16 protein-coding genes and 1 pseudogene are annotated in these 25164 nt (G+C 58.6%); 8 read left to right on the top strand and 9 right to left on the bottom strand.

What is annotated here, in order from left to right; all coding sequences use genetic code 11:
- Positions 1 to 69: 69 nt before the first annotated feature.
- From FW764_RS18185 to treP, 5 genes are all read right to left on the bottom strand, one after another.
- A complete protein-coding gene (locus FW764_RS18185; RefSeq protein ID WP_446435053.1) occupies positions 70 to 357 on the bottom strand; it encodes a PTS transporter subunit EIIB in 288 nt (95 codons plus the stop codon).
- A gap of 2 nt (positions 358 to 359) precedes the next feature.
- Positions 360 to 2891: a phosphoenolpyruvate--protein phosphotransferase gene (gene ptsP, locus FW764_RS18180; RefSeq protein WP_446435052.1), complete on the bottom strand. Its 2532-nt coding sequence runs from the start codon at positions 2889 to 2891 to the stop codon at positions 360 to 362.
- Positions 2892 to 3043: 152 nt separating this feature from the next.
- Positions 3044 to 4264 carry a carbohydrate porin gene (locus FW764_RS18175; protein ID WP_446435051.1) on the bottom strand — a complete coding sequence of 407 codons (1221 nt, stop codon included), beginning with the start codon at positions 4262 to 4264 and terminating at the stop codon, positions 3044 to 3046.
- A gap of 72 nt (positions 4265 to 4336) precedes the next feature.
- On the bottom strand, positions 4337 to 5983 hold the full coding sequence (gene treC / locus FW764_RS18170) for an alpha,alpha-phosphotrehalase (protein WP_446435050.1): 1647 nt from the start codon (positions 5981 to 5983) through the stop codon (positions 4337 to 4339).
- Between the two features lie 64 nt (positions 5984 to 6047).
- A complete protein-coding gene (gene treP, locus FW764_RS18165; protein ID WP_446435049.1) occupies positions 6048 to 7490 on the bottom strand; it encodes a PTS system trehalose-specific EIIBC component in 1443 nt (480 codons plus the stop codon).
- Between the two features lie 252 nt (positions 7491 to 7742).
- Here treP and treR point away from each other — a divergent pair, with 252 nt between their 5' ends.
- The 5 genes and pseudogenes from treR (at position 7743) to FW764_RS18140 (ending at position 16824) form a co-directional block, all read left to right on the top strand.
- Positions 7743 to 8447: a trehalose operon repressor gene (gene treR, locus FW764_RS18160; RefSeq protein ID WP_446435048.1), complete on the top strand. Its 705-nt coding sequence runs from the start codon at positions 7743 to 7745 to the stop codon at positions 8445 to 8447.
- Between the two features lie 176 nt (positions 8448 to 8623).
- Positions 8624 to 13297 carry a dermonecrotic toxin domain-containing protein gene (locus FW764_RS18155; RefSeq protein ID WP_446435047.1) on the top strand — a complete coding sequence of 1558 codons (4674 nt, stop codon included), beginning with the start codon at positions 8624 to 8626 and terminating at the stop codon, positions 13295 to 13297.
- Between the two features lie 622 nt (positions 13298 to 13919).
- A pseudogene (locus FW764_RS18150) lies at positions 13920 to 14801 on the top strand (cache domain-containing protein); the annotation flags it as partial.
- Complete coding sequence (locus FW764_RS18145) at positions 14787 to 15920, top strand: methyl-accepting chemotaxis protein (protein WP_408003434.1); 1134 nt, start codon at positions 14787 to 14789, stop codon at positions 15918 to 15920. The pseudogene FW764_RS18150 and the gene FW764_RS18145, both read left to right, overlap by 15 nt.
- 592 nt (positions 15921 to 16512) lie before the next feature.
- Positions 16513 to 16824, top strand: coding sequence for a hypothetical protein (locus tag FW764_RS18140; RefSeq protein WP_083356887.1), 312 nt, complete (start codon positions 16513 to 16515; stop codon positions 16822 to 16824).
- 195 nt (positions 16825 to 17019) lie between these two features.
- On the opposite strand, the gene guaA is transcribed toward FW764_RS18140, so the two are convergent.
- From guaA to FW764_RS18120, 4 genes are all read right to left on the bottom strand, one after another.
- Positions 17020 to 18597 (bottom strand): glutamine-hydrolyzing GMP synthase, encoded by a 1578-nt coding sequence (guaA, locus tag FW764_RS18135; protein ID WP_017134673.1) that lies wholly within the window; start codon positions 18595 to 18597, stop codon positions 17020 to 17022.
- Positions 18598 to 18679: 82 nt separating this feature from the next.
- On the bottom strand, positions 18680 to 20149 hold the full coding sequence (gene guaB / locus FW764_RS18130) for an IMP dehydrogenase (protein ID WP_446435046.1): 1470 nt from the start codon (positions 20147 to 20149) through the stop codon (positions 18680 to 18682).
- A 127-nt stretch (positions 20150 to 20276) separates the two neighbouring features.
- Positions 20277 to 20825: a sugar ABC transporter ATPase gene (locus FW764_RS18125; RefSeq protein WP_446435045.1), complete on the bottom strand. Its 549-nt coding sequence runs from the start codon at positions 20823 to 20825 to the stop codon at positions 20277 to 20279.
- A gap of 152 nt (positions 20826 to 20977) precedes the next feature.
- Positions 20978 to 21745, bottom strand: a complete 768-nt coding sequence (locus FW764_RS18120) for a sulfite exporter TauE/SafE family protein (RefSeq protein WP_446435044.1) — start codon at positions 21743 to 21745, stop codon at positions 20978 to 20980.
- Between the two features lie 99 nt (positions 21746 to 21844).
- Between FW764_RS18120 and FW764_RS18115 the strand changes: the two genes are divergently transcribed.
- Genes FW764_RS18115 through FW764_RS18105 form a run of 3 tightly spaced genes read left to right on the top strand, consistent with a single transcriptional unit; the run spans position 21845 to position 24950 of the window.
- Positions 21845 to 22735 carry a LysR family transcriptional regulator gene (locus tag FW764_RS18115; protein ID WP_446435043.1) on the top strand — a complete coding sequence of 297 codons (891 nt, stop codon included), beginning with the start codon at positions 21845 to 21847 and terminating at the stop codon, positions 22733 to 22735.
- A gap of 10 nt (positions 22736 to 22745) precedes the next feature.
- Positions 22746 to 24125 carry an exodeoxyribonuclease VII large subunit gene (gene xseA, locus FW764_RS18110; RefSeq protein WP_446435042.1) on the top strand — a complete coding sequence of 460 codons (1380 nt, stop codon included), beginning with the start codon at positions 22746 to 22748 and terminating at the stop codon, positions 24123 to 24125.
- Positions 24126 to 24128: 3 nt separating this feature from the next.
- Positions 24129 to 24950, top strand: coding sequence for a peptidoglycan DD-metalloendopeptidase family protein (locus tag FW764_RS18105; RefSeq protein ID WP_446435041.1), 822 nt, complete (start codon positions 24129 to 24131; stop codon positions 24948 to 24950).
- Positions 24951 to 25164: the final 214 nt, after the last annotated feature.

Genomic DNA, 25164 nt, shown 5'->3' with positions numbered 1-25164 from the left:
GATACACCTGGTGACTGACACTCCCTCTTCGCGAGCAAGCCCGCTCCCACATTTAGATCTGCTCTTGGCTTAGAGACCGGTGATCAAATGAACGACCCCACCGGTCAATACCATCACACCCGGCACACCCGCCGCCTTGAGTGCAGGTTCATCCAAGCGCGCCGCATCCTGCAATTGCACACGCACCCGCGTCAGCGCTACACGTTGTTGTGACGTGAGATTATTCGCGCCGCCCAATGCATTCAGTACATCGGCCGACAACAGACTCGGGGTCGCCGTCACAGTCGTCTCGGCCATCTCGGCAATCAAGTCCGGGGTCAGGGCTTTCCAGAACGCCCGCTGCAATTTCTCGAACATGCTCAGTGCTCCACGACAGATGAGGTTTCAACGGTGGCCGCGTGGTACAGGCGCAGGGCCTCGCGCACTTGGGCGGCTTCTTCCAGGCCCAGCACTTGGCGAGCGATGCTCTGGCAGTCGGTCAGGTCCAGCTCGCGCACAGTGGCCTTGATGGTCGGGATCAGCGGTACGCTGACTGACAACTCGTCCACGCCGAGCCCGATCAACACCGGCACCGCCAGCGCTTCGGACGCCAACGCGCCACATACGCCCACCCACTTGCCGTGGGCATGCGCCGCCTTGACGGTGCTAGCAATCAGGCGCAGTACCGACGGGTGAAAACTGTCTGCCTGACTGGCCAGGCGTGGGTGGTCGCGGTCCATCGCCAGGGTGTATTGGGTCAGGTCATTGGTGCCGATCGAGAAAAAATCCACATGGGGTGCAAAGACATCGGCCATCAATGCTGCAGACGGCACCTCGATCATGATCCCCAGCTTCGGCAGTTCTGTGAGCCCCAGCGCCAGCGCTTCCTCCTCAAGAATCGTGCGTGCCAGGTGCAGTTCCGACAGCAGGCTGACCATCGGCAACATGATATGCAGCCGCGCGAAACCGGCGCTGGCGAGGATCGCGCGGAACTGTTCACGCAACAGTTCAGGGCGCTCAAGGCACAGGCGAATACCGCGCAAGCCGAGGAACGGGTTGGTCTCGCTGTCCATCGGCACATAGGCCAGCGGCTTGTCGCCACCCACGTCCAAGGTGCGTACCACCAAGTTGCGCTCAGTGCCCAGGGCGCGGGCGATGGCACTGTAGGTGCCGGCTTGCTCCTCAGGGCTGGGGGCACGGTTACGGTCCAGGTAAAGAAACTCCGAACGCAACAGGCCGACACCTTCACCGCCCAACGTCAGGGATTGCTCTACTTCCTGCAACGAAGCGACGTTGGCGGTGACCTCGACGTGATGACCATCGCGGGTCATCGCCGGTAAAGCAGCCTGCGCCACTTCACGCTGACGGCGCAGCACTTGCTGGTCGCGGGCAGCCTGCAGCTGCTCGATTTCGGCCAGGTCCGGGTCCAGGTGCAGTTCGCCTTTATCGGCGTCGAGCAATACCTTTTTGCCATTGGCCAGCGCCAGCACGTGCACCGGCACGCCGCAAATAGCTGGCAGGCCGAGTGCACGTGCGAGAATCGCGACATGGCTGGTCGCCCCACCGCCGACGGTGACAAACCCCAACACCTTGCGCGTATCCAGGCTGGCGGTTTGCGATGGGGTCAGTTGCTCAGCGATCAGGATGGCTTGCTCCGGCAAGTCCCATGCACGGTCCTGGATACCGAGGATCAGTTTGAGCACACGTTGGCCAACATCGGCCAAGTCCGCCGCCCGTTCGGCGAGCAGCGCGTTGCCCAGCCCCTGAAACAAGGTGGCAGTGGCTACCGTGGCGCGGTTCCAGGCAAAGGCAGCACTTTTGCCACTGGCTAACTGGGCATGCGCTTGTTCCAGCAAAGTGGGGTCTTCGAGCAGTTCTTGATGGGCGCGGAAGATCTCGGCCTGGGCACTGCCAGCGGCTTTGGTTTGCAGGGCTTGCAGCGCTTCGGCTGCCGCCAGCAAGCCACGCTCGAGTGCGGCGCGCTCAAGCGCTTCGCCACTTCCGGCTTCAGTAATGTTCAGTTGTGGCTCAGCCACTTGCACCACCTGGCCGAACGCCGAACCTGGCGAGGCACATACGCCGCGCAGCAAGGTTGCCGACGACAGCGGCGCGCAAGGCTCAACCACCGCAGTGGGTGCCGCAACCGTCTCACCACAGCCTTCAGCCAGCAATGCAACCAGCGCCCTGATCGCGGCATCGGCATCGTCACCCGCTGCGCTCACTTGCAAGGTATCGCCCTGAACGGTTTGCAGCGCCATGATCGCCACCAAGGATTTTGCGTTGGCGCTCTGGGTTTGCTTGTGCAGGTAAATGCTCGCGTTGAAGCCCTTCGCTGCCTGGGCAAACACCGCCGCAGGACGCGCGTGCAAGCCGTTGGCGTTGGGCAAGGTCAGGGGTTTGGAGAACAGTGCATCACCCTCCTCCTCACCCACTGTTTCAGCCGCTTCTCCAGGTGACACACGCAGCAGCGGCTGGCCCACATCCACGAGAGCACCGTTCGGCGTCAGCAACGTAAACGGCTCGCCGCTGACCACCAGCATCAAGGTCAGCAAACTGCGTGCGTGGAGCGCCAAGTAGTCGGCATCGAATTCAATCAGTGGCTGCCCCACCTCCACCCGCTGGCCTTCCTGCACCCGCGGCGTGAAGCCCTGGCCTGCCAGGTTTACGGTGTCCAGGCCGATGTGCATCAGCACCTGGACGCCGTTGTCGTCGGTAACGCTGACCGCATGACCACTGTCCTGGAGGCTGCTGATCACCCCAGCCAATGGTGCGCAAAGGGTCTGCGAGGTGGGATCGATGCACAGGCCGTCGCCGATCATGCGAGCGGCGAACACCGGGTCGGGCACCTGATCCAGTGCCAGCAGCACACCGGACAGCGGCGCCAGCAATTCCAGGGGTTGAGTTGTGGTCATGACTTCACCTGCTGTTTTGTTCTGTAAAAATCATAAGGCCAACAACGGTCCAATGTGGGAGCTGACTTGCCTGCGATAACATCGCCTCGGTATCACTGAAAAACCGAGTCGCTCGCATCGCAGGCAAGCCAGCTCCCACATTGAGTCCGCGTTCATTTCCACCAGTATTCGACCTGCACACCCACGTTCGAACCATGCCGCGCCGTGCCGTACGCGCCGGTGTCGGACAACGCCGAGCCCGCCGCCAGCTCATTTGCCGCACGCTTGGCGGCTTCGTTCCAGCTTGCATAGGTGTAGTACAAACGCACTTCCGGTCGCGCCCAGAAATCCGGACCTTTAGGCGACCAGGTTGGGGCGAAGGTAAATTTGCTCAGTTTGCGCGTGCCACCGGCGGCGTCGACCTGGTCATGCCCAAGTTCGGTGACCAGTTTGAACTGTTCGCTGATGGCATACGCCGGGCGCACACCGATGGACATCCAGGTCTGGTCCTGGCTGCCTGGGCGAATGTCTTTCTGGTACACCGCCTCGACCTGCCCGCCGAAACGCGGGGTGATTTGCCAGTCAAAAAACTCCACGGCGCGGTAGCTTTTGCTGCTGTTATCCAGGGCCGTATTACCGGTGTAGCCCAAGCCGGTGCCGGGGCCTTCGCCGTACTGCAAGGCAAATTTGTTCTTGCCGCCAAGAAAAGCTTTTTGCACATGCTGCGTCGTGATCGCCCAACCGCTGTTGGCATCACGCCCGCCAGCTTTTTCGATGTAACTCAAACCCACCTCAAGCTCACCGCCAGGGTTGGTCTTGAAGCCCGCGACGTTGAAGTCGTGGCGGGTGGCGTACTCCTTCTGGTACAGGTTGTCTTTGCGAGACAGGGCGTAGCTGTATTTGAGGTCGCCAATTTTTACGTCCTCGACACCGCCACCTGTGGCGCTCTGGTTCCAGTAGTAGAAGTCGGAGATATGGATGTCATTACGTTTGTAGTAACGCCGGCCAGCCCACACCGAGCCTCCATTAAGGCTAGGCAAGTTGGACCACTGCGCATACATCTGCGGCATGCGTGCCGAGCCGTTGTCTTCGCCCTGGAATTTCAGGGCACGGTCGTACTTGTTGTACAGCGAGGCCATGGCATCGACGCTGAGCACCGAGCCGTCGTCGAGGGTCAGCAGGTCCTGGCGCAATTCAAGCTCGGCGTATTGCTCGCATTCGTTGCCCAAACGGTATTTGGATTGCGCCCCCGGCAGTTGGAAGCATTGCTGCTTGCCACTCCCGGTTGAGGTGCCCGCGCCGCTGCGCAAGTAACCAGCAAATTCGAGGGCCTGGGCGGCAAAAGGTACGGTAAGACATGACGCAATGAGGCCCAGCTTTATTGTTGTTTTCATGTAGCACTCCGGTATTTTTATTATGTTTTTTTAAAGCCCCTCGCACGCTCATACGAGGGGTTACAGCGGGCCTCAATCCTTGAGGTGCAGCACAAACGATTCGTAAGGTCGCAACACCAGCGGGCGCGTAAGCACCGGGAAGTCGGGGTAGTTGCTGATCAACAGGCGTTGCTCGCTCGCCGCGTCGATGACGCCTTGCGGCAGTTGGATTTCGCAGGGCTTGCCGTAGAAGTTGTTGAGGACCAGCAAGCGCTCGCCATCGCCTTCGCGCAGATATGCCCAAACCTGGAGATGGTCTTGCAGCAGTTGGCGATAAACGCCCTTCTGGATCAGCGGCTCGTGGCGACGCAACGCAATCAGCGCGCGGTAGTGATGCAGCACCGAATCCGGGTCATCCAGCTGGCGCTCGACGTTGATCTGCGCCGCGTTGGCCGGGATACCAATCCACGGCTCGCCCGTGCTGAAACCGGCATTGACCTGGGTGTTCCATTGCATCGGTGTGCGGCCGTTATCGCGGGACTTCTGCATGATCGCCGCCATGCTCGACGCTTCAGACTCACCCGCATCACGCTTGAGGCGAAAGATGTTCAACGTCTCCACATCACGGTACTGATCAATCTTGTCGAAACCGGGATTGGTCATGCCCAGCTCTTCGCCCTGGTACACGTACGGCGTGCCCTGAAGGAAGTGCAGCGCGGTGGCGAGCATCTTGGCCGAGACCACGCGGTACTCGCCGTCGTCGCCAAAACGCGAGACCACCCGCGGCTGGTCGTGGTTACACCAAAACAGCGCGTTCCAGCCGCCACCGGCCTGCATGCCCAGTTGCCAGTCGGAGAAAATCTGCTTGAGTTGCAGGAAGTCGAAGTCGGCTTTCACCCACTTCTGCAGGTTCGGGTAATCGACTTTCAAGTGATGAAAGTTGAAGGTCATCGACAGCTCTTTCGACTCAGGATTCGAATAACGAATGCAGTGTTCCAGGCTGGTGGACGACATCTCGCCGACGTTGATCAGGTCATGCCCTTCGAAGACTTCGCGGTGCATTTCCTGCAGGTATTCGTGCACATTCGGACCGTCGGTGTAGAAGCGCCGGCCGTCAGTGTTGTCTTCGGGGAAATCGGCGGGTTTGGAGATCAGGTTGATCACGTCCAGGCGGAAACCACCCACGCCTTTGTCACGCCAGAAGCGCATCAACTTGAACACTTCGGCGCGCACCTTGGGGTTGTCCCAATTGAGGTCAGCCTGGGTGTGATCGAACAGGTGCAGGAAGTACTGGCCGGTTTGCGCCTCGTATTCCCAGGCCGAACCGCCGAACTTGGACTCCCAGTTGTTCGGCTGGTCGCGCCAGATGTAGAATTCGCGGTACGGGTTGTCGAGGCTACTGCGCGCTTGCTGGAACCACGTGTGCTCAATAGAGGTGTGGTTGACCACAATGTCGAGCATCAGCGTGATGCCGCGCTTGGCCGCTTCGCTGATCAGCAGGTCGCAGTCGGCCATGGTGCCGTAGCTGGGGTCGATAGCGTAGTAGTCGCTGATGTCATAGCCGTTGTCGCGTTGCGGCGAGCGCAGGAACGGGGTGATCCACAGGCAATCCACGCCCAGCCATTTGAGGTAATCGAGCTTGTCCACGATGCCCAGCAGGTCACCGGTGGCGTTACCCGCATGGCTATGGAAGCTTTTAGGGTAGATCTGGTAGATCACCGAGTGTTGCCAGTTTTGCATGGAGACTCCTTCAGCTTGGAATGCGATCAAATGTGGGAGCGGGCTTGCTCGCGAAAGCGGTCGGTCAGGCGACGCGATACCCCGGCCGCACAATTTTCATGCTTAACGCACAGGTCAGAACAAACGGCACCACAATCGCGATGATCATCCCGATCACAAAACTTGGGATGAACTGCGGAATGATCGAGATAAACCCAGGCAAGCCACCCACGCCGATAGCCGAGGCGATCACCTTGTTCATCGACAGGAAAATGCTGCCCAGTGCCGACCCCAGCAGGGCGGCATAGAACGGAAACTTGAAGCGCAGGTTCACCCCAAACATCGCCGGTTCAGTGATGCCGAAGTAGGCGGATATCGCCGAGGTCGAGGCCATGCTTTTGTCCCGCGCATTACGCGTCGTGTAGAACACGGCGAGCGCGGCGCTGCCCTGGGCCAGGTTGGACATAACGATCATCGGCCAGATAAAGGTGCCCCCCTGGGTGGAGATAAGCTGCAGGTCCACGGCAAGGAACATGTGGTGCATGCCGGTGATCACCAGCGGCGCATACAGCAGGCCAAAAATCGCCCCGCCGACCATGGGTGCCAGGTCAAACAGGGTGACCACGCCTTCGGTAATCAGGATGCCGAGGTGACGCGTCACCGGGCCGATGATTGCCAGGGCCAGCACGCCGGTGACGACGATGGTGGTGATGGGCACAACAAGCAGTTGAATCGCATTCGGCACCCGTGCCCGCAGCCACTTTTCAATCACGCTCATCACGTAGGCCGCCATCAGGATTGGCAGGATCTGCCCCTGGTAGCCGACTTTTTCAATCTTGAACCAGCCAAAAATATCGAAGTACGGCAGGCTCTGACCGTCGAGGCCGGCCACCGCCTTGCCGTAGTTCCAGGCATTTAGCAGGTCCGGGTGAACCAGCATCAGGCCGAGCACGATGCCAAGGATTTCACTGCCGCCAAACCGCTTGGCCGCCGACCAGCCCACCAGCGCCGGCAAGAACACGAACGAGGTGTTGGCCATCAGGTTGATCAGGCTCCATAGGCCATCCAGGTTCGGATACGCCTCCAGCAGCGTCTTGCCCTCGATGAACATGCCCTTGGCGCCCATCAGGTTGTTAATGCCCATCAGCAGGCCAGCGATGATCAGCGCGGGCAGGATCGGCATGAACACATCGGAAAATACGCGCACCAGACGCTGCATGGCGTTGGTCTTGTCGGCGCCCTTCTTCTTCACGTCGGCGATGGTGGCGGCGGCAAGGCCGGTCTGTTCGCGCAGGGCGGCGTAGACCTTTTCCACATCGCCGGGGCCAATCACCACCTGGAACAGGCCGCCGGTAAAGAACGAGCCCTTGACCAGATCAACCTGGTTCAACGCGCCGCTGTTGACCAGGCTCGGGTCCTTGAGCGCCAGGCGCAGGCGCGTCACGCAGTGGGCAGCTTGCTCAAGATTGTCGCTACCCCCGAGGTTCTCGAGGATCTGGCGGGCAATATTCGAATAGTCGTGGCTCATGCTTGGTTTCCACTTTGATTTTTTTATTTGGGGGCAGTCATTGGCAGCACGCCGAGGCCAAAAGTACTCGTACAGACGAGTTAAATCAACAACTCGTCTGTACGAGTCACAAATTGTTTATATTTCTGAATTTTGAGTCAGATATTTCCCTTTCTTCCACGCCAGTCCAATGGACAAACCCCACCTGTGCCACTAAGGTTCCTGCCTTGAATGCGCAGTTCACCTCCATCAAGCCGGGCATAGAGCCATCCCATGAGCAAATACAACCAGATCTATACGGATCTGCTTGCCAGTATCACCACCGAACGCCTGCAACGCGGCACGCGCCTTCCCTCCGAAACCGAACTGATGGACGCCTACCAAGCCAGCCGTGGCACCGTGCGTCGTGCGATCGAGCAGTTGCAGGAACGTGGGTTTGCGCAAAAAATCCACGGCAAGGGCACCTTTGTGTTGTCGCCCAACCCCATCGAGTTCCAGTTGGGCGGCATCGTTAGCTTCCACGAAACCCATGCCGACCTGGGCGATGACGTACGCACTGAAGTCGTCGATTTCAGCCAATTCCCGCTTGAAGGCTCGCTGCTGCAACACATCGAAGCCGAACCCGGCACCCTGATCACCCGCATCAAACGGGTACGGCGCATCGGCGGCAAACGGGTGATCCTCGACATCAACCACTTCGTCGCCGAGCTGATCCCAGGCCTTGACCGCGACATCGCCAAGCAGTCGATCTACGCGTTTATCGAGCAAACGCTGCAGCTGCAGATCAGCTATGCGCAACGCACCATCGAGGCACTGCCGCGCAGCAAGGACGACCAGGCACACCTGGACCTCGATGGCCAAAGCCATGTGATCGTGGTGAGCAACCAGACGTTTTTGCAGGACGGGCGGCAGTTCGAGTACACCGAGTCGCGGCATACGTTGGATAAGTTTTACTTTTCGGATATTGCGCGGCGCTGACGGCGTTGCATCACGGTCGCCGCCTAACTATGTAGTGCCCGAAGCGGCTGGCCGCGAGGGAACCTCATCGTTCTTTTTGAAGGATGAGCGCCCCCATGAGTTTGATTACTAACCCTGCCAACCCTGCCCTGCCCAATGCCGCCGACAAAGCCGCACTGAAGGCACTGGCCACTCGCTTGATCCAGGCCTGCCCCGGCCTGCATGACAGCGCCCACCAGACCGCCTGTGACATTCTGAAAAAGCACGGCGTACAAGACCTGGACCCTGACGAGGTCTATTACCATCGTTTCAAGGCAGCCCAGAGTAGCTCCAAGACCTTTACCGGTTGGGAGCACCTACAGGAAAAACCGTATGAGTCGACCACCCTGACCCAATTGGTGATCAAACGGTTTCGTGCCACTGACTACGACAACGCCGACCTGCTCGACCTGTATGGCGGCTTCTACACCGCTGGGCCAGAATTTGGCGACTTCAATGAAACACACGAAGTGCGCCTGCATGGCAACGAGGTGCTGAAAGACTTCTGGCGCATCAAATTCGACAGTCTCTACACCGATAAACTCGACGAGTTCTGGCACACCTTCCACGGCGACTTTCGCGCCCTGGCCAAATGCAATTTTCTCACCAAGGCCGTTCAGGCGGTTGAACTCAAGCAACTGACTGACGACGACTTTCAGACCTGCCTCAACGCTGTCGCCTCCAACCTGAGCTGGCCAGTCACCCAGCAGATGCTGAAAACCGAAGTGACCCCCACTGAAGGCTTACAAGTGTGTGCCCTTGACGTTGACGGCTATGTCGCGATCAATCTGCTGCGCATCGTCGACAAGACGGGTCGGCAAATTCTCTATACGCCGGGCGACACACCAGCATTCCAAGTACTCGAAACGCCCTCGGACATGCATTGGTGGGTGCTGGGCAGGATGAACGAGGAAAAAAACCGCAACGCCTTCCTCTGCCACTTCTCCCTGACCGACCGCCAGGCCATCACCGATAACATCACTGATCTCATGAACCGTTTGGTCGACACTTGGGGCAGCGCTGATCATCACCTGATCAATCGAAAGAACCAGGCGATCACCCACGATGCATTCTCCTGGCTGCAGGACCGTACACGCTGGTCGATGTACGACGAAGCCCAACAATCACTGACCACTCAGAAAGAGCTGACGAAAAAACTCTGGATAGGCTACCTGAGCGCCGGCCTGAAAATATTTGGCCCATTGGCTGTCATCGGCTGGCCAGTCGCACTGCCCGTATTGGGCGCCAGCATTGCCAACCTGGGGCTGAATATCGATCAGGCGGTCAATGGCCGTACCAGCGCGGAACGCAAAGCCGGAGTGATCGGCGCGGTGTTCAGCGGGATTGATACTTTGTTCAATCTGCTCGCGCTGCACGGGCCAGGCCCGATAGCGGAGCTCGGCCCGGAAATCGACGAAGCAGAAGCGGCCGAGATGGCCAAGTTCAAAGACGCGACGGCGGCGGTCGACGATACGGCAGTGGTATCACCACCCGGTGAAACACCTGCGCCAGCACCCGACCCAGCACCACCAGCACCCGCGCTGGAGCCCGCCCCTACCGAACCGGAAATACCGGCAGCCTGGAAGCGCCAACAGCATTTGGAGGGCGCAAACTTGATGACCGAAGGAGGACGTTATCGAAATATCTACACCGTCAACTCAAACCCGTCGATCGTCATCCCGTTCAAAGGCGACGTCTGTTACGTGCGTTACGAAGCGGATGTCAACGGCGGCGGGACCTGGGCAATCATCGACCCCAATAACCCCAACGCCTTTTCCGGCTCGCGCCCGGTACGTCTGAACGCCGACGGCGAATGGGAATACTCCCCGCGCGCTTCTGAGGCCGTCAAGGGCGGCAGCCCGGTGGATGTTCCCACAACGAGCGAAGGCTCATTAGAAGCCGAATTTGAATCCGACTCAGCCACTCCTGACGCCTATGAGCCACACAGATCCAGTTATCCCCCTTCAAGCCTGACGACACCGTATGACCTCAACAACATGGACAGCTTCCAGATTGAGCTTGCGATGTCCGGCCAGCCGGATTATTTCAAGCTGGTCCCTAAACCTGGAGGAGGTTTTACCGAATTCAAATCGTCAGATTATTTTATCAACCCCGCGCGGACGAAAATCACGAGCGATGCCCGTGCCTTTTTCTCCCGCCCCTTTTTCATCCATACCCTACCCGAACGTCCTGCACTCCCCACTCTCACGCCTGAATTGTCATCCAGCGAAGCGCTCGAAGATATATTGGAAGGTGCACCTCGCCTGATTGTCGCCGAAAGCCCGAAACGCGTCGCCAGCCTGTACACCCTGATAAAGCAAATGCCTGCCCTGGCGCGTAAAGGCTTCAAGGTGATCTACCTGAATCGCCTGTTCAATGACCTCCACCAATTTGACCTCGATACCTTCGCCAGCAGCGGGGAACTGTCCGAGAACCTGAAAAACTACCTCAATGAGATGGACAGGGCCCTGCCCATGCGTTTCAACACCCTGGAACTGCTCACCGCCGCCCGGGCCAATGGCGTACGCGTTCAGGCCACAGGCCTCTTGGCCAACTATCTCCCGCTTCCGGTTGCCGTTGATGAGCAAATGGCCAAGAGCTTTTTGACCAGCGAGATCATCCGTCTCGACCAAGCCAAGTACGGCGCAAGTAAATATGTGGTACTGACCAACGCACAAAACACCAACACGTTCAGGGGTGTGGCGGGTATCAGTGAAATAAACGGCGCTACCAGCCTGCGGATCGGCGAAGTGAGCGACGCCACCTCAGGGATCAAAATTGATTACGGCCCCAAGGTAAGTAATGTCAGCACCGACAATCCGACCGTTCCTAACACCAGTGCGCTGGATACTGACCTCATCCTGCAAATGCCCCTGAGGCAGCAAAAAGACGCGCTCTCCTTCCTTTTGAGTCCAAAAAAAATCGACGAGCTGCTCAAAGCCCCTGGCGATTACCTCCTGCAGGAGACGCAGGCAGAATTGACGCTGATCCATCGCAATCGCTTCAATGCGCTGATACGCAATACCATCCAGCGTACAGCCAGCCAGGGTTATTTTATTGACCCGGTAAACTTTCCGCGGCTCAAAGGCACCGTCTACCCAACATTGACCGACCTCTGCCAAGCCCTCGACACAGAGGGGCTGAAACTCAAAGGGGCTCCTCTTATTAATAAATGGTACCCAGCGGTAGAGATGGACACCCATCCATCGCCAATGACCTCTGAAAACATCGAGTCAGGCGCAGAGCTTGCCCCACTGGCCAACCCCGAACCTTTGGTACTGCCGCCAACCGTGAGTGAAATCCCTGCTGGCTGGGAAGCCAATGAAATCCTCGACGGCATCGACCCGGTCAGTGAGCCTGGCCGGGATCAAGGTATTTATCGACTCAACTCCAACCCATCGACCGCCATCTTGCTGAACGACACCGCGTATTACGTGCGCTATGTCGAAGACATCAACGGCAGCGGTCATTGGGCAATCATCAATCCGCAAAACCCTCTCTCGTTCTCCGATGCCATTCCGGTACGCTTCAATGCCGAGGGGCAATGGGAGCTCGTCCCCAGACACGGCCTGAGAGGAGGTGCCGGGCAATTAATCAACAGGGTGCTAGGTCGCAGGCCCACGCCCATGCTTGAAAGCCCGGCCGTCGCCTACGAAATACCGCAGGAACTGCGCCAGCCACTGGAGAAAGCCGCCGCCGGACCACTCTATGAAAAATATGCCTTAAGCGATGAAGGTGTGGAGCTGTCGCCTCATGAGTCCGACCCTTATGCGCCGTTCAAGACCAGAAGACAGCGCCTGTTCAAGGATGCCGTGGCGTTCCTGAGCCGGTTTACCGCGAAAAATCGGCCACCGGTGCCCGCGCTGCCCGCCAGTGCATCCACCGCTACCTGGCTGGAGGAACTGCTCAAGGATGTGCGCGGCATCGTGGTCGGTGAAGCCCACAGTGGCGTAGGCAGCAAACAGTTGCTGATCGACAACATGGAGTTGCTGGCCCAGAAGAACGTCAAAACCCTATATTGCGAACACCTGCTCAGGGACTTTCACCAAGCGGCCCTTGATACGTTCGCCGAGACTGGCGAGATGCCCGAGGTACTCAAACGCTACCTCCAGTCACTCGATATTGGTCAAGGGACAGACCCACTGGGGCAATACAACTTCATGGAGTTGGTCAAGGCCGCCCGCGTCCATAAAATTCGTATCCAAGCCATTGATTGCCTGGCAAGTTACCGAACCCAGGGGTTCTTGCCCGCCGTGGCAGACAGTCAGGTTGCCACCGGTTCGGAGCGCCAGGCCCTGATGAACTACTACGCCAGCACTGTGATCCGTGCCGACCAGGCAGCTCAAGGTGCGCATAAATGGCTGGCACTGGTGGGCAATACTCACGTCAGTACCTATAAGGGCGTTCCCGGGCTCAGCGAACTGGAAGAGGTCAATGGGCTGAGGGTGGAAGACCTTGCAGCCGGCCAATCGAAAGGCGTCATCCCAGACCCTGGTATCCCCGCAGCTGGAAGCGCAGGGGCAGTGAAAAGCGACCTGCTGCTACAGCTGGAAATGCCCCGCAAACCTGAAACCACACAAGACTTCGGTAGACTGCTCAGCCGCCCGGGCTTTTTTACCGTCGATTCCACCACGGTGGTGCCGACCCTGAAGCATCGCAGCAGCTCGGGTGACCTGATCTCAACACCGCTCGTTCACCAGAACGGGTACTTCTTCATTGAGCGCCCCACCAGGCCGAGCGTGGACGGCCGTCGTTTCGACAGCCTGAAAGAGTTATTTGCCGCACTCGAACGCACGGGTATGGTGCTGGTTGGCAAACCTGCACCGCTATAAATAACAAAGCCCCGGCAGAGGCCGGGGCTTTGTTGATTCAATCAAGCGAATAACGCTGGTTCATTCCACTCTATTATAAATTGAAAAAAACCCTTATAAAACAGAGCCTTCAGACATTGAAGAATTGAACAACCATGAGAAATGCCAGGCACAGTAAACGTTCAAGAAGTTGAATTAGCCTCTCTATTGGCAAAGGCTGCCGAGCGCTGACGCTTAGTGAAAATGGAAAAGCGTTTAGGATCAGGCCCGAGGCCTTCTCATCGTCGGCCTCGTAGAGGCAGCGCAATGAAGCTTGATCGGTGAGTTTGTGCAGGTTGAATTGGTTATAGAACGCTTGGCCTAATCACTGATGCTTGAAGCTGCCTATGTGTTATCGCAGATGCAGAATTACCCCTACTCCCGACTTGGCGTTGCCCCATAAGTATTCAGCCCAAAGTCAGACCTGCTAACGCTTTACGAAATAGACGCTTGGGTCAGCGAAACTTCGGTAGTTGGATCAATTCTAGATTGCAGTTGACAGCCACCGGTCGTCTAATCACTCAAAACATCATGTAGCGCCTCAACTACCGGGCTTGGCTGCCGTTATTAATTACAGCTAACCTTAATTTTGTGGAGCTTCAGCATGTCGCTACTTCCCAACCGCATCGCAGGGCGAATGACTCTAGGGATCCTGACGCTGCTGGTTCTCACGGCATTGGCGATTTACTCAGTCATGACCTTGGGCGGCAAGCCTCAGTTAGTGGCCGCAGGAACCGAGGCAGCGGAACAATCGGCCAGTGCGATTACACGCCAGTTAGCCCTGCAAGTGAATCGCATTGAGGGCACCGCTGCAGCGATGGCGCACCTGGCCGAAACCCTGCCCCATGACGAAACCCTGCTCAAGGCTAATCTGCCTAATGTAATCGACAGCCAAGGCGATGCAGCCATTGCAGGCGGCGGGCTGTGGCCAGAACCCAACAGTTTTACTGCCGGTACTGATCGCCGAAGTTTTTTCTGGGCACGTAACGTCAGCAATGGGTTGGATTACTCGGACGAGTACAACGCCGCGCAAACCCCGCCGTATCAGGCTGAGTCCTGGTACACCGGAGCTAAATCCGCTCCATCGGGACGTTGCGTCTGGTCAGATGCTTACCAGGACGCGGTCAGTGGCGTGGCAATGACGACCTGTAGCGTGCCCTACCTCGCAAAGGGCGCGTTTGCCGGTGTCGCCACTATCGACCTCAAGCTTGACGGCCTCGCAGCGTTTCTCAAGGCCAATGGCAATGTCACAGGCGGCTACGCTTTTGCGGTCGATCCTTCAGGGAACCTGCTGTTTTTCCCAGATGCAAAGAGCACCAAGGGCCTGCCGACCATTGCCGGGTTGAGCCAGGAACAACCGTGGTTGAAGCCGGTCGCCGAAAGCCTGTCGAGCAAGCCGGCCGGAACGACAACGCTGTATCTGGAACACGATGCGCGCCTGGATGGACCGGCTTACATCACATTGGAAACCATGGAAGGCACCGGCTGGCGCATTGGGCTGGTCACGCCTGAGGCCCGCGTGGTCGGACTCGCGAACAAGCTGACCGGGCAGATCTTGCTGTTCTTGCTACCGCTGTTGGGCATCCTGCTGGGGCTGGCATGGCTGGCTGGCAAACGGCTGCTCACTCAACTTGAAGAAACCACTGCGCAAATCGAACGTCTGGGCCAAGGCGGTCAGGCAGGCGCTCAGCTAGAGATTCTGCGGTCAGATGAACTCGGCGCGTTGCGCATTGCGGTCAACCATTACGCTGGCTCTCTGCAGGCCATGCTGCGACGCATTGCCGATGAGTCGGTGTCACTGGAAGTCCAGGCCAACGAACTGGCGCAACTGTCCAATGGCCTGGCTGAACGGGCAGAGACCCAACGCATGGACAACACCCTGCTCGCCACCGCTATTACTGAAATGTCGGCCAGCGCCAACGAGGTCGCACGCAACACCACAGACTGCTCGGACACGGCCCGCAGCTCACTGGTAGAAGCGCAAAAGAGTCAGGACCAAGTCAACCGCAACGGTGAATCCATCGAAAGCCTGGCGACCGACATCTCAGGCGCGGCCACCGCTATGACTCAGTTAGGTGAAGACATCGAGCGAGTTGGCAGCGTGCTGGAGGTAATCAAATCGATCTCTCAGCAGACGAATCTATTGGCGCTCAACGCTGCTATCGAGGCCGCAAGAGCCGGTGAGCAAGGACGTGGCTTTGCGGTGGTGGCAGATGAAGTGCGCACACTCGCAGGCCGCACACAAACGTCTGCCAACGAAATTCAGGAGATGATCACCCAGCTGCGCCAGGCATCAAATTCTGCCGTCACAACCATGCAGAACGGCGCTCAACGCACTCGCGAGTCAGTGCAACAGGCAGTCGGCGTGTCCGCGACATTGGGCACTACGGTGGGCAGTTTCGATGACATCGTCCAGCGCGCCCAGCAGATCGCCGTTGCCGCCCAAGAGCAGAGCCACGTGACTCAGGAAATCAACGAGCTGGCGGTACGTATCCATGCGGCCAGCGAAGAAGGCGCCCGAGATGCGAGCACGCTTCGGGAACTGGGCAAAGGCATGCAGTCGATCTCAACCCGTCTGGGTGGATTGAGCCGCGGCACCCACTAGCCCTCAACCCAGGGGCAAACCGGCATCAGTTTAACGAAGCTGATGCCAGTTAACCTTTGCGGCTAAGCGTGGACCACCGCCAACGCCATTAATGAAGTAGAAACCCTCGTAACCATTGAAAATAGCTTAATAAAAATCAAATAGTTACGAATCAGCCCTACTCCCACTCGAACATAAAAAATGTAAAAACCCAAAATAAATCATAGTTTTATTTTGAACACACCTGCTGATACCACGAAAAATACCATAGACGAAAAACTGTTTTCACAAGTACTGCTTCATTCATGCGATGGGGTGATCGGCTGGGGAATTGACCCGTCTGCCAATACCGCACTGATCCTATAATATTTACTCAAGATCCAATGCCGGAAAGTGCTCGCAGGCCAGGAGTCACGGTCAATGACATGTTGGTAAATGGGCCAATACTTCAAAAGCTGAAACACGCTCGCCTATGGGAATACTAAACGTGCTGTACGGCACTCAAAAGTGCACAACCGCTATTAGGAGGCCGAGGCCGCTTGCAAGCCCTTCTAGAGCGACTCACCCTACGGCGTCTCACACTTATCCGGATCAAACCATGAGGAGGAACGCCATGTTCACCTGGCGCCTGTTGCTGAGTTTTTGCGCGTTGTTACTGGTTGGCTGCACGGGAAGGGGCTTTCAACCGCCGCCGCCGGAATTTACCAATTGGAAAAAAAGCGGGGTCTCGCAAGAGGGTGTCAAGAGCGCTATGACCGCATGCGGCTATACCAACCTGACAGGGACGGGGGACAAGACGCCGATTGACCAGGTACTCACGCAGTTTTATTGCATGAAAGACTCCGGTTTCAAGCGCACAGATAACATTGACCTGTGCAAGGAAGGCCGCATCGGAGAATCACCGGTATGCGAAGGCCGCCGGTAATCCATTAGGGATTGAGCGATCTATGCGGACTGTAAGGCACCGCAGGGATGTCGGCGGTAGCAGCGCTGGGCAGTTGCGCCTTCTCGACCGCCAGCATCGGCGAGCCAGGGGAGCCCCAAAAAGCCACAAGCCCGCAATTACGCGGGCTCCTGGGCAGTTCTTGCTAGATCGTGCCGGACAATGCCGGACGTCCCATCATTCCCACTCAATCGTCGCCGGCGGCTTGCTCGACACGTCATACGTCACGCGCGAAATACCTTCGATCTCATTGATGATACGGCCGCTGACAGTTTCCAGCAGTTCGTACGGCAGGTGTGCCCAACGGGCGGTCATGAAGTCGATGGTTTCTACGGCGCGCAGCGCAACAACCCACGCGTAACGACGGCCATCGCCTACAACACCCACCGATTTCACCGGCTGGAACACCACGAACGCCTGGCTGACTTTGTGGTACCAGTCGGCCTTGCGCAGTTCTTCGATGAAGATGTGGTCGGCACGACGCAGCAGGTCGGCGTATTCCTTCTTCACTTCACCGAGGATGCGCACGCCCAGGCCTGGGCCTGGGAATGGGTGGCGGTAGACCATGTCGTACGGCAGGCCGAGTTCCAGGCCTAGACGGCGGACTTCGTCCTTGAACAGTTCGCGCAGCGGTTCTACCAGCTTGAGGTTCATTTCCTCAGGCAGCCCACCCACGTTGTGGTGGGACTTGATCACGTGGGCCTTGCCGCTCTTGGCGCCAGCCGACTCGATCACGTCCGGGTAGATGGTGCCCTGGGCGAGGTACTTGATGTTGTCCAGTTTGTTGGACTGGGCATCGAATACGTCGATGAAGGTGCGGCCAATAATCTTGCGCTTCTTCTCTGGGTCGGACTCGCCGGCCAGGTTGTTCAAGAACTGATCTTCAGCGTTGGCGCGGATCACCTTGACGCCCATGTTCTCGGCGAACATGGCCATCACCTGCTCACCTTCGTGCAGGCGCAGCAGGCCGTTGTCGACGAAGACGCAAGTCAGCTGGTCGCCGATGGCTTTGTGCAGCAGCGCGGCAACCACGGAGGAGTCAACGCCGCCGGACAGGCCGAGCAGCACGTTGTCGGTGCCGACTTGGGCACGCACGTTGGCGATGGCGTCTTCAGCGATTTTCGACGGGGTCCACAGCGCTTCACACTGGCAGATGTCGAGGATGAAGCGCGACAGGATGCGCCCGCCCTGCTTGGTGTGGGTCACTTCCGGGTGGAACTGCACGCCGTAGTAGCCGCGCTCGTCGTTGAACATGCCGGCGATCGGGCAGCTCGGGGTGCTGGCCAGGATGTGGAAGTCTTCCGGCATCTTGGTGACCTTGTCACCGTGGCTCATCCACACGTCGAGGCCGAACAGGCCGTCGGCGTCGATGTGGTCTTCGATGCCGTCCAGCAGGCGGCTCTTGCCGACCACGTCGACACGGGCGTAACCGAATTCACGCAGTTCGGAACCTTCAACCTTGCCGCCCAGTTGCTCGGCCATGGTCTGCATGCCGTAGCAGATACCGAAGACGGGCACGCCCAGGTCAAATACGGCTTGTGGGCAGCGCGGGCTGTTGGCTTCGTGCACAGACTCGGGGCCACCAGCGAGGATGACGCCTTTAGGTGCGAATTCGCGGATCGCTTCGTCATCCATGTCGAACGGGTGCAGTTCGCAGTACACGCCGATTTCACGCACGCGGCGGGCGATCAGTTGGGTGTACTGGGAACCGAAGTCGAGGATCAGAATGCGGTGGGCGTGAATGTCGAGGGCCATGAAGTCAGTCTCGTCTAATGAATCAGAAACAACTCGGGGCTGAATAAAACAGCCCCGGTTACTTAACATTTTGCTGGAAGCCTCAACCTACGCGGTAGTTTGGCGCTTCCTTGGTGATCTGCACGTCGTGGACATGGGATTCAGCCATGCCGGCGCCGGTGATCCGTACGAACTCTGGCTTGGTGCGCATTTCTTCGATGTCGGCGCTACCGGTGTAGCCCATCGAGGAACGCAGGCCGCCCATCAGTTGATGGATGATCGCGCTGAGGGTGCCTTTGTACGGCACACGGCCTTCGATGCCTTCCGGCACGAGCTTCTCGGCGCCTGCCGAGGAGTCCTGGAAGTAACGGTCGGAAGAGCCTTGCGCCTGGGACATGGCGCCCAGCGAACCCATGCCGCGGTAAGCCTTGTACGAACGGCCCTGGAACAGTTCGATCTCGCCCGGCGCTTCTTCGGTACCGGCGAACATCGAGCCCATCATCACGCAGGAAGCCCCGGCGACGATGGCCTTGGACAGGTCACCGGAGAAGCGGATGCCGCCGTCGGCGATCAATGGAACGCCCGTGCCTTCAAGCGCAGCGGCGACGTTGGCGATGGCGCTGATTTGCGGCACGCCCACACCCGCGACGATACGCGTGGTGCAGATCGAGCCAGGGCCGATACCGACCTTGACTGCGTCGGCGCCCGCTTCGGCCAGAGCCTTGGCAGCTGCGCCGGTGGCGATGTTGCCGCCGATCACCTGCACGTCAGGAAAATTTTGTTTGACCCAGCGAACGCGATCGATCACGCCTTTGGAATGGCCGTGAGCAGTGTCAACCACTACCACGTCAACACCGGCAGCGACCAGGGCCGAAACGCGGTCACCGGTGTCTTTACCGGTACCGACCGCAGCGCCAACGCGCAGACGACCTTGGTCATCCTTGCTGGCCAGCGGGTAGGCCTTGGCTTTTTCGATATCGTTGACGGTCATCATGCCTTTGAGGGCGAATTTGTCGTCGACGATCAGCACGCGCTCGATGCGGTGCTTGTGCAGCAGTTCGCGCACATCGTTCTTGTCGGCGCCTTCCTTAACAGTAACGAGGCGCTCTTTAGGCGTCATCACGTCGCGGACGGTGACTTCAAGACGGTTCTCGAAACGCACGTCACGGGAAGTGACGATGCCGACCAGGTCGCCATCGTGCAGTACCGGAACGCCGGAGATATTGTGCAGGCGGGTCAGTTCGAACAAGTCACGCACGGTGGCGTCGGCATCGATGGTGATTGGATCTTTCACCACACCGGCTTCGTAACGCTTGACCTTACGCACTTCGGCAGCTTGCTGCTCGATGGTCATGTTCTTGTGGATGATGCCGATGCCGCCTTCCTGAGCCATGGCAATGGCCAAACGGGCTTCGGTGACGGTGTCCATGGCAGCGGAAACCAGGGGAATATTCAGCTCGATGCCACGGGTTAGGCGGGTCTTGAGACTGACTTCGTTAGGAAGCACCTCGGAATAACCGGGCACTAGGAGAATGTCGTCGAATGTCAGAGCTTCTTGGCTGATACGCAGCATCGCGGGGGCTCCCGAGCGGGAAAATGGAAGCGCGCCATTATATACATGCACCCTGCCAGGCTCAATGTAAAACTCTGACAAACTTGGTAATACTGATAGAAGGGTGAACCGTGCTGCCTTAATCGGGTTAAAGCTCGACTTTGACCCAACTCATCTTTTGGTCCAACCAATCGGCAAACTCGTCGATAAAACTCTGCTTGAACCCTGCCTCCGCCCAGTTGTTGAAGATGAAACCCAGGTTGGAAAACCCGCACTCCTGCAGGAACAGAAACCCGTTGATGTCATCTTCGTGCCCACACAGCGGGCAGGTAAAGTTGTCGGTGTGACCGGGCATCCAGTCTTCCAGGCTTTCGAACAATGCCTCGCCGACTTCTTTAAGGCATTCCGGGCAGCCCGCTTCTTCGAGAAAGCCTTTGGCCGGCGTATAAATGCAGCGTTTGTAGATGATCTCCAGACCATTGATCGGCTCGTTAAACGGCAGCGCTTGCGGGTGCAACACCACCGCACGGGCGCCGTCGGCCAGGGCGTAAGCCATGCGGTTGCCGGTGCGCCCGCACGTGGTCAGCTCTTCCTTGATGATGTTCTTGCGCACCAGCCAACGCACAATCGCCCGGGCGCGGGGTTCGTGGACGGGCAAGGTGGAGATTTTCGGGACAAGGATGCTTTGGGAGTTCATGAGGCCTGGGAGTCCTGCGGTGTAGCGTCTGGCGCCTTCGCGAGCAAGCCCGCTCCCACATTTTGAAATGTGTTCACAATGCCAAATGTGGGAGCGGGCTTGCTCGCGAAGAGGCCCTAAAGGCTGGCAGCTTAATCCCTGAAAAAATCAGGTCAAGTGCTCAAGTACCGCCCGATCAACGCAATACCGCTGGCCAACACCAACCACGTCACCAACCGCACAAAGGCATCACGGGACATACGCATCGTCAGACTGCGCCCAACCCACAGCCCCACGGCCATCGCCGGCAACAGGCACAGCGCCAAGATCAACAGTGGCAAGTCCGCGTACACCCCGGCAATCAGGAACAGGCTGAGGCGCACCACGGTGCTGCAACTGATCAACGCACTTTGCGTGGCCCGCGCCGCGTCCTTGGGCAAACGGCTGTTGAGGTAGATCGCATATAAAAAGCCACCACTGCCGAACAGCGCCCCAAACAAACCGCCGACGGTGCCCATGGGAATCGACCAACCTGCCGCCAACTGCGTCGGCCGAGCTTTCATCGCCAAGCTGTAAATCGCATAGGCGCTGATAAACACCCCCATCAATAGCAGCAACAGGTCCGAATGCAGGTTGAGCAAAAAGATCACACCGAGCGTGCAACCGATTGCCATGCACGGCAGCAATCGCCGCAGCTCCGGTTTGTTAACGTCCCGACGTGATTGCAGCAGGTTGCCAAAGGCCGCGACGAAATCCAGCAGCACCAGCAGCGGGATAATTTTCGACAACGGCATAAACACGATCAGGACCGGCCCGGCGACCAGCGCCGTACCGAATCCGGCAATACCGAACACGATGTACGCCACGACAATACCGAGGCCGATCACCAGCCAATCAACGCCGCCAAACGACCACTGACTCATCAGCTCAACCGGGCTCATGGGCACTTCCTTGAAAGAGATAGCCCTCACTTTAGCCATCGTTGAGTGTTGCGACTAATATGTTCAAGGCCCTCTACCTATCTCGAAAAGGCATAACGTGTGATCTCCACTCGCCAACTGCGCTACTTCGTCGAAATCGCCGAAAGCGGCAGCTTCAGCGCCGCCGCCGAGCGCTTGTTTGTGGCGCAATCGGCCCTGAGCCGACAGATCAAGGAGCTGGAAGCCCAGCTGCAAACCCCGCTGTTCGAACGCACCGCGCGTCAACCGCGACTGACGGCAGCCGGTGAAGCCTTCTACCCACGGGCGCGCAACCTGCTGAGCGAGTTGCTCAAAGCCAGTGAAATGGCAACGCAGGTGGGTAATGGCCAACTTGGTACTTTGCGCTTGAGCCATTCGAGTACCGTGCCGATGAGCGGGCCGTTGCTGCAAGGCATCAGCACCTGGCTGGCGCGCTGTCCTGGCGTGTCGATGGATATCGTCAAACTGTCCTCCGAAGCACAGCTGGAGGAAATTGCCGACGGTCGCCTGGACGTCGGGCTGTTGCGCGTGCCGGTGTTGCGCCAGCGCGAAGGTGTGCGCGTGGTGCCTTTATACAGCGAGCAACTGTTGCTGGCGGTGCCGCCTGATCACCCGTTGGCGCGCAACGACACACCAGTGGAATTGGCGCAGCTCAGGGACGAAGCGTTTATCTCTATCCCTCATCCCCAACGTGGTGGCCTGAGTTATCTGTCAGCCGAGTTATGCATGCGTGCCGGTTTTTTCCCCAAGGCCGCGCGGGTGATGTCGCGCAAGACCACCCAACTGCAATTGATCCAGGCTGGCTTCGGCATTGCCTTGTTACCAAAATCCATGCAGGACATCGCCCCTGCCAACGTGCACTTTTTGCCCCTGGCCGACCCGGACTGCTTCAGCACCGTGGCCCTGGCCTGTGCGCAAACGCCGAGCGCGCTGGTCGAGCAATTCTGCCAAACCTTGCGCGAATGCCTATAAACTGCCGCCCATGATTAAAGATCCTTTTGCCCGCCTGGGCCTGGACCGCGAAGTCCTGACTGTCAGCCAGCTCAACGGCCGCGCGCGGGTGTTGCTGGAAGACGTGTTCACCAATATCTGGGTCGAAGGCGAGATCTCCAACCTCGCTCGCCCGGCCTCTGGCCATGTGTATTTCACCCTCAAGGACAGCGGCGCCCAAGTGCGTTGCGCGTTGTTTCGCAACAATGCCGCACGCGTGCGCCAGGCGTTGAAGGATGGCCTGGCCGTTAAAGTGCGTGGCAAGGTCTCGCTGTTTGAGGGCCGTGGCGACTACCAGTTGATCCTCGATACCGTGGAGCCTGCCGGTGATGGCGCGCTGCGCCTGGCCTTTGATGCGCTGAAGGAAAAGCTCAGCGCCGAAGGCCTGTTCAGTGCCGAGCGCAAAGTGCCGCTGCCGGCGCACCCTCGGCGCATCGGCATTATCAGTTCGCCGACCGGCGCGGTGATCCGCGACATCATCAGCGTGTTCGGCCGCAGGGCGCCAAACGTTGAACTGACACTGATCCCTACGGCGGTACAAGGCCGCGAAGCCGTGTCGCAGATTGTGCGCGCCCTGAAGCTGGCCGATGCGCGAGGCTTTGATGCGCTGATCCTGGCCCGTGGCGGTGGTTCGCTGGAAGACCTGTGGTGCTTCAACGAAGAAGCCGTGGCGCGTGCAGTGGATGCCTGCGCTACGCCGATCGTCAGCGCCGTCGGCCATGAGACCGATGTGTCAATCTGCGACTTCGTCGCCGACGTGCGCGCGCCTACACCCTCGGCTGCCGCTGAATTGCTCGCACCCGACGCCAGCCACTTGGTGCGCCAAGTCGAAAACCTGCACCGCCGGCTGGTGATGTTGATGCGCAACCGGCTGTCCCACGAGCGTCTGCGCCTGGAAGGCATGGCCCGCCGCCTGCGCCACCCTGGCGAACGGCTGCGCCAGCAAGCCCAGCGCCTGGATGACCTGGACATGCGCATGCGCCGCGCCTTCGAGCGCAGCCTCAATACTCGCCGCGAGCGCCTGATTCGCTTGGAAACCCGCCTCGCTGGCCAACATCCGGGCCGCCAATTGGCCCTGCTGCGCCAACGCCTGGACAGCCTCGCCGAACGCCTGCCACGTGCCATGCGCGAAGGCCTGAAGGCGCGCCGTCTGCAACTGCAAAGCCAAGTGCAGACGCTGCAAGTGGTCAGCCCGCTGGCGACTCTCGGCCGTGGCTATAGCATTTTGCTGGACGAGCGTGGCCAGGCGATCCGCAACGCTGCGCAAACCCACACCGGCCAGCGCCTGACCGCGCGACTCGGTGAAGGCCAATTACAGGTGCGGGTGGAAGATAACCACCTGACACCCGTCACCCTTTCGTTATTGAATTGATTGATGCCTCGTCTATTTAGCCTGCTGATGCTGTTGTGCCTGACCTTCAACGCCCACGCCGACAGCTACATCACGCGGTTGTTGAACAAGCCGGTGCCCGGCGGCGTAGCAGTGGTCGACCTGGGCCCTTCGGCAACTGCGCCGAAAGCGACCTACCAGAACCGACCGGTGTTGGTGGTCAAGGAACAGAACAACTGGCTGGCGATTGTCGGGATTGCGCTGACGATCAAACCCGGCACCCAACGCATCGCCAGTGGCGGGCAAAACCTGCCGTTTGTGGTGGGCTTCAAGAAGTACCCCGAGCAGCACATCACCCTGAAGAACAAAAGCCAGGTCAACCCAGACCCGGCACAGCTCAAACGCATCGAAGGCGAACTGGCCGTACAACTCAAGGCCTACCGCAGCTTCAGCCCGAACACACCCAGCAACCTGTTGTTGGACAAGCCCGTCAACGGGCCGCTGTCGAGCAAGTTTGGTGTGCGCCGGTTCTTTAACGGCGAGGAGCGCAACCCGCATTCGGGCCTGGACTTCGCTGTCGGTGCAGGCACGCCGATCAAGACCCCTGCGGCAGGCAAGGTGATCCTGACCGGAAACTACTTTTTCAACGGCAACACTGTCTTTGTGGACCATGGTCAGGGCTTTATCAGCATGTTCTGCCATATGTCGAAGATCGACGTGAAGGTGGGCGACCAACTGGCGCGCGGTGCGGTAGTGGGCAAGGTCGGCTCGACGGGCCGTGCGACCGGCCCACATATGCACTGGAACATCAGCCTCAACGATGCAAGGGTCGACCCGGCGATCTTTATCGGCGCATTCCAACCCTGAATCACGCAATTGCGCGCTCTACAACGGGCGCGCAATTAAAAAGAGCTTCCAGCACACTTAAAACCATAAAATCTCGTTTCCTACGCCAATAGCAGAACTTCTCTCAATTTTTCTCGACTGCTTGCCATCTTTCACCTCGACGGTTAGGGTTGAGCTTATGAAAACCTCTCATACCCTCATTCAGCTCCGCCAGCACCGCAGCCTGTGCCTCGTC

Source organism: Pseudomonas sp. 1152_12 (assembly GCF_052850675.1).
This window is presented reverse-complemented; position numbering and strand designations above follow the sequence as displayed.

Excerpts from the sequence above, each read along its gene's own strand:
- FW764_RS18185 (WP_446435053.1), bottom strand. The coding sequence starts at position 357 with ATGTTCGAGAAATTGCAGCGGGCGTTCTGGAAAGCCCTGACCCCGGAC.
- ptsP (WP_446435052.1), bottom strand. The coding sequence starts at position 2,891 with ATGACCACAACTCAACCCCTGGAATTGCTGGCGCCGCTGTCCGGTGTG.
- FW764_RS18175 (WP_446435051.1), bottom strand. The coding sequence starts at position 4,264 with ATGAAAACAACAATAAAGCTGGGCCTCATTGCGTCATGTCTTACCGTA.
- treC (WP_446435050.1), bottom strand. The coding sequence starts at position 5,983 with ATGCAAAACTGGCAACACTCGGTGATCTACCAGATCTACCCTAAAAGC.
- treP (WP_446435049.1), bottom strand. The coding sequence starts at position 7,490 with ATGAGCCACGACTATTCGAATATTGCCCGCCAGATCCTCGAGAACCTC.
- treR (WP_446435048.1), top strand. The coding sequence starts at position 7,743 with ATGAGCAAATACAACCAGATCTATACGGATCTGCTTGCCAGTATCACC.
- FW764_RS18145 (WP_408003434.1), top strand. The coding sequence starts at position 14,787 with ATGGAAGGCACCGGCTGGCGCATTGGGCTGGTCACGCCTGAGGCCCGC.
- FW764_RS18140 (WP_083356887.1), top strand. The coding sequence starts at position 16,513 with ATGTTCACCTGGCGCCTGTTGCTGAGTTTTTGCGCGTTGTTACTGGTT.
- guaA (WP_017134673.1), bottom strand. The coding sequence starts at position 18,597 with ATGGCCCTCGACATTCACGCCCACCGCATTCTGATCCTCGACTTCGGT.
- guaB (WP_446435046.1), bottom strand. The coding sequence starts at position 20,149 with ATGCTGCGTATCAGCCAAGAAGCTCTGACATTCGACGACATTCTCCTA.
- FW764_RS18125 (WP_446435045.1), bottom strand. The coding sequence starts at position 20,825 with ATGAACTCCCAAAGCATCCTTGTCCCGAAAATCTCCACCTTGCCCGTC.
- FW764_RS18120 (WP_446435044.1), bottom strand. The coding sequence starts at position 21,745 with ATGAGCCCGGTTGAGCTGATGAGTCAGTGGTCGTTTGGCGGCGTTGAT.
- xseA (WP_446435042.1), top strand. The coding sequence starts at position 22,746 with ATGATTAAAGATCCTTTTGCCCGCCTGGGCCTGGACCGCGAAGTCCTG.
- FW764_RS18105 (WP_446435041.1), top strand. The coding sequence starts at position 24,129 with ATGCCTCGTCTATTTAGCCTGCTGATGCTGTTGTGCCTGACCTTCAAC.